The following is a 13,610-nucleotide window of genomic DNA, read 5'->3' as shown; positions in this document are numbered from 1 at the left end:
GATGCGGTCCGCCCTCGTCCACAACACGCGACAGACGTCTTTGCAGTATCGCCCGGAGAGGCATAAGCTTCGAACATGAGCTCGACACACGGCTTCCGCTTCATCGATCTGTTCGCGGGTGTCGGTGGCTTCCACGCGGCGTTGTCCGCCCTAGGCGGAAAGTGCGTGTACGCCGTCGAGGTCGATAAGAAGGCCGCGGCGGTCTACGAGAAGAACTGGGGTGTCAAGGCGCTCGGTGACATCACCAAGGACGCAAGTGACGAGGTCATGAACGTCCCTGCTCACGAGGTGCTCGCGGCGGGGTTCCCCTGCCAGCCTTTCTCCAAGTCGGGCGCGCAGCGAGGGATGGACGAAACCCGCGGGACGCTCTACTACAACATCCTTCGGATCATCCAGGAGCGACACCCGAAGATCGTCCTCCTCGAGAACGTCCGCAACCTCGCCGGCCCCCGTCACATGCACGAGTGGCAGGTGATCATCGAGACGCTTCGCGACGAGGGTTACCGCGTATCCGAGACGCCGGCCGTGTTCTCACCTCACCTCCTTCCGCCCGAACGTGGCGGGCGCCCGCAGGTGCGCGAGCGCGTGTTCATCACGGCTACGTACGACCCGGACGGTCTGACGAACGGGATGGACGTGGATCCGCCCGTGCTGTCGGGACAGCCGGTGGATGGATGGGAGCCCGCCACCTGGCACCTCGAGGACCTGCTCGACGACAGCCACAACATCACGGGCTGCAATCTGACCGACTCCGAGCGGCTCTGGATCGACGCGTGGAACGATTTCGTCGAGACCTGGTACGAGAAGACCGATGGCCGTCGGCCGCCGGGCATGCCGATCTGGGCCGACTCGTGGACTGATGTCTGGAGCACCAAGTCTGCAGTGCGACGAGCCTTCGGGTCGACGCCTCACTACAAGGACCTGATGGAGTCCGACCCGACCCTTCCGCAGTGGAAGGCGGGCCATCTCGCCAAGAATTACGCACTCTTCCTTGAGCACGAGGATTGGCTCAAACCGTGGACGCGCAAGTGGGGCATCTTCACCGACAAGTTCCCCGCATCGCGTCGCAAACTTGAGTGGCAGGCGCAGGACACCCCGCGCCTGTGGGACACGGTGATGCAGTTGCGGCCTTCGGGTATCCGAGCGAAGCGTCCGACATACCTACCGGCACTCGTCGCCATCACGCAGACCTCGATCGTCGGTCCGCGCGAGCGTCGGCTGTCTCCTCGAGAGACGGCACGGATGCAGGGACTGCCCGAGTGGTTCGACTTTGGGGCTCAGGCGCCTTCTGCCACGTACAAGCAGATGGGCAACGGCGTGAATGTCGCTGCGGTCTGGCACGTCGTCCGGGAGCATGTGCTCCGGGACGAAGACCTCCTGAAGCGTTCCGCGCCGGGGCGACGGATCATTGAGGCGATCGCCAGGGCGCCGCTGTCGCCCGACGCCGCACTTGAGGCGCGGCACTAGGCTCGACGCCAGAGGGCCTGGTCTACTCGTCGACGATTGAGTCGGAGTAGATCAGGAAGTTGTCGATGTTCCTCTTCTTGATCATGACCTTGAGCGCCCGCGCCGCCCCGCTCTGCTGCCTGCCCTGAGTGAAATCGCCCAGGACCACGTGGAAGTTCGCTTCGTTGACTTCAAGGATCATCATCTTGACGAAACGGACCGAGGCCTTGAAACGACCGGCATAAGACAGTGGGTCGTAGCCCTTGCGGCTCGTGTATCCAGCCAAACGCTTCCACTTGTTCCATTCGATGGTTGCCCTATCGCCGTCGTCGCGGGCGTGCTTGGTCTCGTGCTCGTAGATGACGTACCAGAACCGTCCATACTGCTCGATGCACCGCCGAATGTCCTCGGCATCGTTGCCGGGTGACTCGTGCTTGGTGACGTCGGATGCCTTGAGGTCACCGTAGTACTCGAGCTCGTCGCCCTTCTTGAACACCAGGTCGTAGTCGAGCAGCCCCTGACCCTTCGCCTTTTGGTATTCCACAAGTGAACGCAGGCCAGCGTTTCGGAGGAACGAGTCAAGGCGGAACTCCACGTAGAAGCCGGGCCACTCGCCTTGGAACGTGTCTGGCCACTCGGCCGCCTTCATCTCCCTGACAGCGTCCAGCGCATGGATCTCGTCGCCGACGAGGAACTCGGTGTTGAAGCCGTGAAAGACATCCACACGAGGCTGCTTCGCCTGATATCCGGCGCGGAGATAACTGGCGAACTGATCGGCGCGGACGCTCGTCAGGCGGTTGCCGTTGCGGTCGACTCTCGCGAACTGGCCAAGGGTCTGAGCCTGGAAGAGGTCATTCGTGCTGACGTGGGCAGCAGAGTTGTTCGCCCTGCGGCGGACATAGGTCGTCGGATCGAAGTCGACGAAGATCGTGACGCCCTCGTAGTGGTAGACGCCAATGAAACGTATCCGACGCCCGTCCGAAGTGGCCCGCTGTGCGATTTCCTTCCAGGTGGGCGGAATCTGGATTCGCTTCTTGAAGCCTGGCCAGGGTCGTCCCAGGTGTGTCACCTGAGCGCTCAATATGAGCTGATCGGCGAAAGTCACGAGGCGCTTGCCGGCGTAGTTTACTGATTCCGAACCTGGCAGCGCATCCAGAATCAACTGATTCTTGACCGACGGGCGCAATGTCCTGTCGACATCCTGCACCAGAGTTCCATCGGGGCCGATCTGATCTACTTCGATGCTTCCCACGGCTCATGTCTAACAGGACGGGGCACGCGGCCGCTGACGATCGCGTCAGTCAGTCTCATACCTTAGAAGTGCCGCCAGTCATGCGAGCCCGATATGCCTGTTCGACCAAGTCAGCAGCTTCGAACGCGGGGAGGTGCTCCCAGACCCGGACCACCTCCCAACTGTTGGCGTCGAGTACTCGGTCTGTGTCTCGATCGCGCAGTTGGTTGCGCTCGATCTTCCAACGCCACCAGTCGCTGTTAGCCTTGGGACGGACGTGGTGCTCGGCACACCCGTGCCAGAAGCAGCCGTCGACGTACACCGCAAGCCGTGCCCGGGTAAATGCGATGTCGATCGTCCTTCGATTGTTGCCGGGGACCTTCATCTGCACGCGGTAGCGCAATCCTCGACGATGGAGCTCCCGGCGGAGGGCGATCTCTGGTCCGGTGTCGCGGCGCGCGAGACCGGACATCTTCGCCGACAAAGCCTCTTGCGGCTTCTGCCTCGCAGGCTCAGCTTCTTTCATGGGCGATGAAGTCTCCTAGCAGATGGGCATACTACGAGCGACCCGAGAAGTGAATTGGCGTTCGCAACATCAGTCGCGACTTGAGTAGACCATCGTCGATCGTGCGTAGACAGTTTGTGGTCGACTGATCCAATCTCTAACCCGCGATCCTCTCGACGGCTAGTCTCCACCCGGCGCCAGACCGGCGCCGAGACTCGGCTTTGCATCTAGGGGGACTGACGTGCCGATCCCGTTGATTGTCGCTGCTCTGATCGCTGCGGGCGCCGCTGGGGGTACCGGTGGTGCCGCTCTCGGCGGCAAGGGTGCGATCAACATGAACAAAGCCCGCAAGACGATCAGGAAGGCTGAGGCGGACTACGCGTCTGCTCGCAAGAAGGCCGAGAAGGCGGCCGAGAAGACGAATCAAACGCTCGTCGTCTATGGGGGACAGCAGGAGAAGGCTATCCGGATCGTCGTGATGAGGCTCGGCGACTTTCTCCGCCGGCACGCGAAGCAGGTCAAGGACGCCGAACGGCTACTGGTCGACGGACTCGATGCCGACGCGGGCCGAGTCGGCCTCGAGGAGGGAAACCTCTCCGTCAGCTTGATGGCCCTGGTGGGAGGGGCTGCGACATCTGCCGCAGTGGGCGGCACAGCTTCTGCCGGAGTGACGGCGGCGGTCGGGGCGTACGGCGTGGCCAGCACCGGCACGGCAATCTCCGGCTTGTCTGGCGCGGCCGCCAGCAACGCGACCCTCGCTGCACTTGGCGGTGGCAGTCTGGCAGCGGGCGGTGGCGGCATGGCGCTGGGCGCCACGGTCCTCAACTTCGTTACTGTCGGGCCAGCTCTGCTGGTGGGCGGCATGGTGCTCAAGGGGCAAGGCACCAAGGCGCTCACGCAGGCGAAGAAGTATGAGGCAGCGGTCAACGTCGAGGTGGCGCGACTGTCTGCCGACTGTGCCCTGTTCAAGGCCGTGCGCATGCGTGTCACGGAGCTGAGCGCGCTGCTCGACCGCCTGGTCGCGCGAGGGATCGATGCGCTGGACCTGCTGGAGTCCGAAGAGTTCGACCGCGACACGCATGCTGATCGCTTCCAGGCTGCTCTGAGCTACGCGCTCGCCGTACGTGACGTGGCCGCCACGCCTGTGGTCGACTCCAACGGCGACATCAACGACGGCACGGGCTCGTTCACCGTCAAGTACCGCAGCATGGTCGACGAGGAGAAGGAAGTTGACTGACAAGATGCCCGACAAGGCCCCCGTCGTGGGCAAGGTAGTCGGGAAGGTGACACCGCTCCAGGGCCTGGACGCGCTGAAGGAGGTCGTCGAGACCGCTCGCGAGTGCTTCATCATCCACGAGGAAGAGTCCACCAAGCGGGCCAGGCTGCATGCCTACGAGACGACCGAAGTCGCCCGCATCAAGGCCGGCGAGACGATCTTGCGCGAGTACTTCGCCCAGGCGTTCGCGGAACGGCGGCACATTGTGGACGGGTTGTTCACCCGTCTCGACGACGCAATTGAGAAGGGCGACGGCACCGCCGTGCACGAGGTGCTGCGCGGCATCGTCGACGTCGCTCGCACGTCACCCCTCGCTGACCTTGGCGACCTGAGCCAGATTCGCGCGGCGCTCGACGATCCAGATCAGGTCTGGGAGCTGTAGGTCAGGGCTACTCCAGCGCGCGTGCGCGGTGCACCTACGTCTTGGTCGCCACCACGAAGTCCAGGTGTCTCGCCAAGTCTCCATGAGCGCGGATCAGCTGCGTCAGAAGGGTCTGCGGTCGTCCATAGTGCGCCGCCACGAAGGGGAGGAGTACCAGCTCAAAGGCAGCAGCCTCAAGCCGGTCGACGTTTTCGTGGATACCCCATGACCGCAGCAGCCCCCGACGTCTTTTCAAAGTCCATGGCGGTCGTGTCGTCGAACAAGGTCATGCCAGACTCGAAGTAGATCTAGCAGCCTGAAGTCTCGACCTCACGATGGATGGTGGTCGCAGACGACTTGGGGCTACCTGCTGTCAGGTGCGTCACGGCTTGGTTCATCCGTGAGTCCCGCCTCGTCTGGTGAGTCGGATCCCGCAACCTTCGGCGAAGCGGTGCGCAATGTCGGAGGTCGTGCCTATGGTCGGTGACGTGGACGGGGTCGCAGGTGCATGGGGTCGTTACGACGCGTGGAACGAGGCGATCGGGGTCGTCATGTTCCCCGAGCTCGAGACACCGGAGCCGGTCTACCTCGATTTCGAGGACGAGGCGATCGAGGCGCTGGGCGTCCGCATTGGCGTGCCCACGGAGAAGGTCGAGGCGGAGTTGTCGGCCGCTGTTGCGTCCACCCTGGCCGTCGGGGGACCGGCGACAGTCTTCGAGCGACACATGCGAAGGACGCGACAATGGGTTCGTGAGGGACGTTCAGGGACACCGCCGTTCCTGGGAGTGCTTGCCACGTTCTGCCTAGCGGCTGAGCGCATGGCGAGGGGCGAGGGAATGTCGTCCCACAACTACTTCGGTCGCCTGCATGAAGTCCTGGCATGGGACAAGGACGACCATCGTCTGGACCAGGCGTACCGCCGCGTGTCGGAGCGACTGTGGGAGGAGCTGAACCGCTGGCTGCTGCAGCTGGACGGCGTGCGGGGCACCCCGACGGCTTTCGTGCTCCACCACCGGTACGTAGGCCTCTCAGTGTCCCAAGCGCTCGTGCGGCGAACAGACCGTGATCGCCTGATCAACTTCTTCCGGCAGTACGGGTTCGCGCCGGGGACGGACGTCGCCCCAACCGAGCTGGAGCTTGTTCTCGACGGATGGATGTCGCAGCGTCCCTGCCTAGCAACGGCCTCGCTGCAGCGGCTGTGGAGCAAGGGGCAGGCGCGAGAGCGCATCGCCCAGGCTGCAGCGGTGGCGCTGGCCAGCTGGGACGGCCGAGTCAGCGAGCGAGCCGCACGAACACCAGGGGAGCCGGCGAGCGCTGGTCACCTGGTGCTCACGTTGGAGATCGGGTCGTTTCCACACAAGCGGTTCGCACTCCAGGCGCTGCTCTACCTTGCCGAGCCCGGGAAGCCGCGCGACGCCCTGGTGACCACCGCGACTCCTGCTGCTCAGGTAGAGCTCGTTCCTGACTTGCCGGGCGCGTTGGGTCTCGGACGAGGCTCGTCGCTCAACGCGGGCGACGTTCTCGAAGGAGTGCTGCGCATCAGGGACAGCCTCGATGACCAGGTCGTCGAACGACGACCACGCCGGATGGTTCTCTTCCGTGAGGACGAGCTCTCGCGCCGCTGGATCGAGAGTCCTCAGGTGATGCTGGGCGACGATGTCCGGCTCTTGGTCCACCAAGATCTCGAGCAACGGGTTCGGGACGTGCTGAGCGTCGTTGCGCGTCCCGGGTGGCAGAAGTCAGAGCCCTACCCGGGCCAACCTGAGGGCTGGACACTCTTTACTAACGTTGAGGTGTTCAACCACCCCGGTGCGCTTGTGCGTACGGACAGGATGGACGACCTCGCACCACTCGTTCCTCTCACCAGCAGCCAGCTCAAGGTGGCTGACGGCTTCGCTCTACCGGGACAGGTACGAGGCAAGTGGCACTCCTGGTCACCGCCGGAGGTCCGGGCAGTCAGTGACGCACCTGACGGGTTCACCGTCCGGGTCGTGGACCTGCACCGCTTCGAGGAGCACGAGGAAGACGAGCCGACCGAGACAGTTCTGGCCGAGTGGGACGACGGCGAGGCCGGGGTAGTCGTGCAACCTCTTGCGGCTCTAGGCCTCGAGGATGGCGACTACCGCGTCGAGCTGGTGCCTCACCACACCGGTGAGGTGCTGACGTCGACCCACGTGCTGCTGCGCAGCGCTGACACTCCGGACCGACGTCAGTGGGCGCTGCTGGAGCAGCTGGCCTACGGACCCGGGATCGGCAGCCTCGGTGTCAGCTCGACTGACTCGTCCAGCTCTGTGAAGGGGCACTTGGTCAGCGGCGCCAAGACACTCGCGCCTGCCGACGTCGCAGTCCCGGCAACGCCTTCCTGGCTGGTGGGAACGCGCTCGGCGACTCGAGAGGTACGCACTGAGGTGCGGCTGACGATGCCGGACGCCGACTCCTGCCTGTACACAGGCAGGCACCGGGAGCAGATCGACATGGTCGAGCATGACGCCAAGGGACGCCCCCTGCAGGCGTGGAGCTATGGACGCTGTCGAGAGTGTGGCCTGGTGCGGAAGTACCCGACCCGGTTGAAGGCATCGTCGTACGGCCGAGGCAGGGCCCCGGCAGCGGCGCCCGCGCCGTTCCACCACGACCTTTCCGGACTGACCAAGCCTGCCGGCAAGGAGCGCGACTGGTCGACCGCCTTCGATGCGCTGCTCCACACCGGCGGGGGCTCCTGGTCGCAGCTGGAGCGCATTGCATTCCAGATCGAGCCGACGGCGCTGTTCGTGGACCAGTTCGCACGCACCCTGGAGGTAGTGGGGCATCTTGACGTGAGACGAAGTGGCACCACTCTCGAGCCGACTTCGTGGGAGGTCGCGCCGACAGCGCTGGTCGGGACTGAGGACGGGTTTCTCTTCTCCGGGTACTGGCCAGCGGGAATCTATGCCGCGGTGGGTGGCGCGATGGAAGCCGCCGGCATGTCCCTCGCGGTCTCGCATCCCGACGACGGTCCTGCGTCCTACTTCGCAACATGTGAGCGGCAGGATCTGGACGCGATCTCAGACCTGCTCGACTCGGAGCAGGTTCCCGTCGTGGATGTTGGGTGGAGCGACGTCGCCGGAGTGTTGCCCCCGCTGAGCGAGGTCCTCGCCGCACTGCCCCGACAGTCGGACAGCCTCGTGGGCGACATCACGTGGTTCCGCCCTCGAGACAACCGGTGGGTTCCGGCCGCGGCGTTGGACGCGCGTGGGGCGTACCGGGTCCGACGTTTCTCAACTGTGGACGTCGTGCGGACCGATGAGGACGTCAGGACGGGCAAGGTCGCACGTTGCACTGTCCAGCTCGGAAAGCACCTAGCGGCACTGATGGACGGTGCGCCGTTGATCGCCTACGACCCGCGGGAGCGCGTCCTGAGCGTTCCCCTGGGTGCGGACTTGCCAGGTCTGTATGGGCGCGCTCTGGTCGCAGCATCGGGTGAACCTCCCGCCGCGCCGGCGGGGCAGCGCCTGCTCCAGTACGGCAACGTCCCGCGCGAGCTTGCATGCCACATCTACGACCTGTTCAGCCGCTAGGAGCCTGAGTTGAAGCCCGTGCCCGCACCCCACCGTGTCGTCTCGGAGATCCAGGAGACGCTGCTGTCCTACATCGACACGGCCTACTGGCTCGCTGACGGGGACGTCATGGACGAGCGCCGCCGGCTGCTGTCGCAGCCGGGCACCCTGTTCCAAGAGCCACTCATCGAGCCGGTGCTCCCCTACCCAGGCACGATCCCGGCTCTCGACACGTGTCTTGAGGTTGGTCTCACGCGCGACGAGGGGCTGCTGCTGCTGCGCAGTGTCTTTGGAGACATCGGCGGACCCGACATGCTGCTGCGCGAGCACCAGGCGGATGCGCTTCGCGTCTCGATGCTCGGAGACGGAACGGCGAAGAACCCAGTTGTCACTTCTGGGACAGGTTCTGGAAAGACCGAGAGCTTCCTGCTGCCCGTCCTCGCGCGGCTGATCATTGAGTCGCGGGGGTGGGGCGCTCCAGGCGGAGCCGACGCATGGTGGGAGTCAAGGCCCGAGCGTTGGACCCGGTCCAGGCCGGACGGTCGACAAGCAGCGGTGCGAACGATCGTCCTGTATCCCATGAATGCTCTGGTCGAGGACCAGGTTGCTCGACTTCGACGGTCGCTGCGACGCATGTCGGCGCTGGGCGGACCCGAGCTCTGGTTCGGCCGCTACACCGGAGCCACGCTGGGCGGAGCCGGCATGCCCGACCGTGGGCGGCACAAGCAGGTCGTTCCAGTGGCGCGCCAGCTCAGGGAGATGTGCGCAGAGATCGACGCCGTCGCTGGAGCCAGCGAGGACCTGACCTCGCAGATGACCGACCCGCGAGCAAACGAGATGGTCACGCGGTGGGACATGATCGCCGCACCCCCGGACATCCTCGTCACCAACTACTCCATGCTCAACGTGATGCTGATGCGCGACACCGAGCAGCCCATCTTCACGAAGACCCGCGACTGGTTGGCGGCTGACCCCGAACGTGAGCTCACGCTGGTGGTCGACGAGTTGCACCTCTACCGCGGGACCCAGGGTGCCGAGGTGGGAATGATCGTGCGCAACCTCTGCGACCGACTTGGTCTTGGTCCGGAAAGCGGTCAGCTCAAGGTCGTCGCCACGAGCGCGTCGCTGGACAGCGACCGTGCTGAGTACCTGGAGCGCTTCTTCGGTGTGGATCGCACTACGTTCCGCACGATCCCGGGACGTGCGCTCGACATCGGTGCGCCGCTTCCTCTTGATCCTTCAGGCGTGAGGACGAAGGTCGAGGCCGGCGACCTAAGTGGTCTCGACGCGGCGCTCGCTGCGGCTTGTTTCGACGACGCGAACCCAGGCACGTTACGGGCAACATCGATGAGCGACGTCTCGCGGCACCTGTTCGGAGGTGCAGGTCACGAGGACTTGCTGGCTGGCTGCTTGGAAGCCCTAGGCGCTCGACCCTCCGATGGGCAGATCCCCTTTCGCGCGCACGTGTTCCTACGGTCGATGCGTGGCGTGTGGGCGTGCTGCGATCCGTGCTGCTCGGAGGTCGAGAAGGACGCGGGCCGGACCGTGGGCAAGCTGTACGCCGCCGCCAGGCACTTCTGCGACTGCGGTGCCCGCGTGCTTGAGCTGCTGTACTGCGACCACTGCGGAGATCTTGGTCTCGGCGGCTACGTGGTCGGCGGAAGCACGGACGGCGTGTTTCTGTCCGCCACTCCTGCCGAGGCTCAGCCAGAGTCTGAAAAACTGGTGTTCCGGCGGGCGGCCAACCGCTACGTCTGGTACCGCCCGGGCGCGCCGACGAGCCTCGCCCGCTGGGAACACACCGGGCCCGGTGACAGCAAGGTCAAGCTCGGCTTCTCCAAGGTTCAGCTTCATCCGCGTCTGGGATACCTCGATCGTCAACCGGGGAGCGACCCCACCGGGGTGTCGCTCTCCTACTCAGCGCCCGAAGGGTGGCATCCGCCCGCGTTGCCGTCGCAGTGTCCGTCGTGCGCGCACAAGGAGCAGCAACCGCGGTTCCGGCACGGAGTCGTGCGGTCACCGATCCGTGCGCACACGCAGGGCATCGACCAGGCGACCCAGCTGTTGGTGTCCCAAGTGGTGCGCTCGGTCTCAACCACTGACAAGCCGGAGAAGACGATCGTCTTCACAGACAGCCGGGACGACGCAGCGTCCATGGCGATGGGCCTGGCCGAGAACAGCTTCGCCGATCTCGTGCGACAACTGGTTCGAAGAGCACTCGACCAGGAGGATGAGGTCGTCCGCGTCCTGCGCGACGGGGCGCACCCGGGTCGCCTGGACGCGTCTGACATGGGCCGGTACGACCCCCTTCGTCAGCAGTTCCCGGAGGTCGCCAAGGCCTACATGGCAATAGCGATGGACCTGGCACAGCAGTCGCACACCGACGTCGTGGCCGCCTTTGAGTCCGAACGCTCTGGACTCCACGAGGCGCCGTGGCCAGACCTGGTTGAGCAGCTGACCATCGAACTCGTCCGCGTGGGCGTACCCCCTAGCGGCCAACGTGCAATGCTGATGGAGCTCGAGGATGGGAAGCCGTGGAACGCGGCTTTCGATCCTCCCGAGCCAGGCGAGTGGGTGCCGCTCCCCGAAGGTTCCGCCCGCCAGCGCTACCGCGGGCTGTACCGACGCTACCTCGTGATGGCGTTGGGGGACGCGCTGCTAGGCGGGCGCGGCCGGGACCTGGAGATGACCTTGGTGGGCCACCTGGCCCCCGCTCCCGCTCTTGGCGTGGCACCCGAGCTGCAGGACGTCGTCAGCTCGGTGATTCGCCTGTACGGCCTCACCGACCGTTGGAGTCCAGGACACCAGAGCGACGCCAAGGGACGCCCCAGGGCGGTGGACAACTACCTCAAGCGAGTGGCCTCGGCGAACGGCATGGCTCTTGAAGACGTCGACTCAGCGGTCACCTCTGCGCTGAGCGCGATGCTCGAAGGTCCGTCCCTCGCGCTCGAGAAGACGGACCTGCCAGTCGTCATTCGACGGCATGGTGACGAAGTGTGGATCTGTGCCAAGTGCACTACCCGGCACCTTCACCCATCCGCCGGGGTGTGCGTCCGGGAGGGCTGTGACGGCGCCCTCTCCGCGGCTGATCTCGCGCCCCTCGCTCACGGCGACTACTACGTCAAGCTCAGTCACCAACCAGCGACCCGTCTCGCTGTGGCCGAGCTGACGGGTCAGACGCGCCCGCCTGAGCTCGCCCGTGCTCGACAGCGGCGGTTCCGAGGGGCCCTGCTGCCTCGCCCGGTCGAGAACGACCGCACCAGTCCTTTGGACGTCCTGAGCGTGACGACGACGATGGAGGTTGGGATCGACATTGGTTCGCTCAGCGCGACGGTGATGGGGAACATGCCGCCTCAACGCTTCAACTACCAGCAGCGCGTCGGCCGCGCCGGTCGGTCAGGGCAGCCGTTCTCCTACGCCGCCACGTTGTGCCGCGACCGCTCGCACGATGACTACTACTTCGTCGAGGCGGTTCGCATGACCGGCGAGACACCCCCTCAGCCGTTCCTCGACACCGAGCGCGAGACCATCCTGCGCCGCGTGGCCAACGCAGAAGTGCTGCGACAGGCCTTTCGCACACTCGCCGAGCCTCCGCCCGCGCGCGGCAGCGTCCACGGATCGTTTGGGCGAACGGTGGACTGGCCGGAGCGGCGCGCGACCATCGCGCACTTCCTGGAGTCCTCGTCCGAGGTCGAACGGGTGGTCCGGCGACTTGGCGCGTTCACGGCGGTGGACGAGCAACGAGTTGTCGAGATCGTGACGGGCATCCGCACGGAACTGGTCAAGAGGATCGACGAAGCGCAGCTGGATCCCTTGCTGACCCATGCTGACCTGTCTGAGCGCCTCGCCAACGCAGGCGTTCTCCCCATGTTCGGCTTTCCCACACGAGTGCGTTCGCTCTTCTATCCCGAGGGCCACGGGAGGGTGCACGAGGTGTCCGACCGACCACTGGGCCAAGCCGTGTCGATGTTCTCGCCGGAGTCACTCGTGATCCGTGACGGCTGGGTCTATCAGGCCAACGGATTCGCCAGCTACAACCGACGGACCGGACGTTCCGAAAATCCATTGTCGGCGACGGTTGCAGTGTTGCGGTGCTCGTCGTGCACCTACGCGGTTTCTGACCTCCCTGGCGCGACGCCATCCAATTGCCCGGTGTGCAGATCAGCAGTCATCAGCACCACCATGCATCAGCCGCTGGGCTTCCGAACCTCGGAGAGCAGGTCCGACCGACGAGCGGACGAGTACGTGTCGAGCAGCGCGTCGCGCCCTGTTCTTGGCTGGGTCGAAGCCCCCACTGAGCCAGAGCGTCCTGGAGCCATGGACACGTGGGTCATGGACCAAGGCAAGCTTCTGACGGTCAACGACAACGGTGGACGGCTGTTCCAGACCGAACGCCAGGCTGACGGCAGCCACGTCGTGGTGGAGGGCGACGGCTCGGGGCGCGCCGGGTTCGCGATCGGCGAGGTGCGCGTGACGGACGCCCTGATGGTGCTACCCAACCGTCTCGCGCTCGAGGGCGGATCCGTCGCGGTTCAGCCCCACGTATGTCCGAGCGGACTGGCAGCACTGCAGTCCTTCGGTGAGGCGCTCCGCCGTGGCGCCCAGGCTGAGCTCGACATCGACCCGTCAGAGATCACGGTCGGGCTCCAGTCTCGACGCATGGACACGGTGGTCAGCGCCGGCATCTACCTCGCTGACACCCTGGAGAACGGTGCCGGATACGCATCCGAGCTTGGGTCATCTGAGCGACTGCTGGCGGTGGTGTCTCGCCTCGCGGACTCGCTCGGCAACCTGTGGCATGCAGAGCCGCACATCTCGTGCGACTCGTCGTGCCCCGACTGTCTCCGCTCTTACGACAACCGCCACCTCCACCCGTTCCTCGACTGGCGCCTGGCACTCGACGTCGCGGACCTTTGTCTTGGGCGGGATCTGAAGGTAGATCGCTGGTTGTCGCTGGCGCAGTCGACGGCGACGCACTTCGTGGAGACGTTCGGTGAGCCGCTCGGCGCCGCTGAAGTGGGTGAGGAGAGCGGCCTCACCTACGTCCGCTCCGGGCGGAGGGCGGTACTTCTGACGCACCCGCTGTGGCGCGTAGACCAGGCGGGGTGGACGGCTCAGCAACGGGCGGCGACGTCGGCGCTCAGCGGTCAGGGACTTGCCGTAGGGGTCAGGGACGTTCGCCTGGCACGTGCATACCCTGATGGGCTCTACCAGTTGCTCGCTTAAGGCCCAAGAGTGCAACTCGCGCGTGCGACTCG

General features: G+C 65.2%; 7 protein-coding genes. 5 read left to right on the top strand and 2 right to left on the bottom strand.

Going from position 1 to position 13,610, the window contains the following annotated elements; all coding sequences use genetic code 11:
• The first annotated feature begins 75 nt into the window (after window positions 1-75).
• The gene (locus tag ACS3YM_RS14290; protein WP_439937097.1) at window positions 76-1,467 is read left to right on the top strand and encodes a DNA cytosine methyltransferase; all 1,392 of its coding nucleotides are present in this window, start codon (window positions 76-78) and stop codon (window positions 1,465-1,467) included.
• A gap of 22 nt (window positions 1,468-1,489) precedes the next feature.
• Here the strand turns inward: ACS3YM_RS14290 and ACS3YM_RS14285 are convergent, their stop codons facing one another.
• Both ACS3YM_RS14285 and ACS3YM_RS14280 read right to left on the bottom strand, forming a co-directional pair.
• The gene (locus tag ACS3YM_RS14285) at window positions 1,490-2,698 is read right to left on the bottom strand and encodes a hypothetical protein (protein WP_439937096.1); all 1,209 of its coding nucleotides are present in this window, start codon (window positions 2,696-2,698) and stop codon (window positions 1,490-1,492) included.
• 55 nt (window positions 2,699-2,753) lie between these two features.
• Window positions 2,754-3,203 carry a very short patch repair endonuclease gene (locus ACS3YM_RS14280; RefSeq protein ID WP_439937095.1) on the bottom strand — a complete coding sequence of 150 codons (450 nt, stop codon included), beginning with the start codon at window positions 3,201-3,203 and terminating at the stop codon, window positions 2,754-2,756.
• Window positions 3,204-3,423: 220 nt separating this feature from the next.
• Between ACS3YM_RS14280 and ACS3YM_RS14275 the strand changes: the two genes are divergently transcribed.
• The 4 genes from ACS3YM_RS14275 to ACS3YM_RS14260 all read left to right on the top strand — a co-directional run bounded on the left by ACS3YM_RS14275 (window position 3,424) and on the right by ACS3YM_RS14260 (window position 13,578).
• On the top strand, window positions 3,424-4,419 hold the full coding sequence (locus tag ACS3YM_RS14275) for a hypothetical protein (protein WP_439937094.1): 996 nt from the start codon (window positions 3,424-3,426) through the stop codon (window positions 4,417-4,419).
• Window positions 4,420-4,423: 4 nt separating this feature from the next.
• Window positions 4,424-4,840 (top strand): hypothetical protein, encoded by a 417-nt coding sequence (locus tag ACS3YM_RS14270; protein ID WP_439937093.1) that lies wholly within the window; start codon window positions 4,424-4,426, stop codon window positions 4,838-4,840.
• A 467-nt stretch (window positions 4,841-5,307) separates the two neighbouring features.
• Window positions 5,308-8,373: a hypothetical protein gene (locus tag ACS3YM_RS14265; RefSeq protein WP_439937092.1), complete on the top strand. Its 3,066-nt coding sequence runs from the start codon at window positions 5,308-5,310 to the stop codon at window positions 8,371-8,373.
• 18 nt (window positions 8,374-8,391) lie between these two features.
• Window positions 8,392-13,578 (top strand): DEAD/DEAH box helicase, encoded by a 5,187-nt coding sequence (locus tag ACS3YM_RS14260; RefSeq protein WP_439939896.1) that lies wholly within the window; start codon window positions 8,392-8,394, stop codon window positions 13,576-13,578.
• The last annotated feature ends 32 nt before the right edge of the window (window positions 13,579-13,610 follow it).

This window comes from Nocardioides sp. N13(2025) (assembly GCF_051912545.1).
Classification (GTDB): Bacteria; Actinomycetota; Actinomycetes; order Propionibacteriales; family Nocardioidaceae; genus Nocardioides.
Note: the sequence above shows the minus strand (reverse complement) of the source record. Positions and strands in the feature narration are given on the sequence as shown.

Coding starts and splice junctions, on each gene's coding strand:
- ACS3YM_RS14290 (WP_439937097.1), top strand. CDS start 76: ATGAGCTCGACACACGGCTTCCGCTTCATCGATCTGTTCGCGGGTGTC.
- ACS3YM_RS14280 (WP_439937095.1), bottom strand. CDS start 3,203: ATGAAAGAAGCTGAGCCTGCGAGGCAGAAGCCGCAAGAGGCTTTGTCG.
- ACS3YM_RS14270 (WP_439937093.1), top strand. CDS start 4,424: ATGCCCGACAAGGCCCCCGTCGTGGGCAAGGTAGTCGGGAAGGTGACA.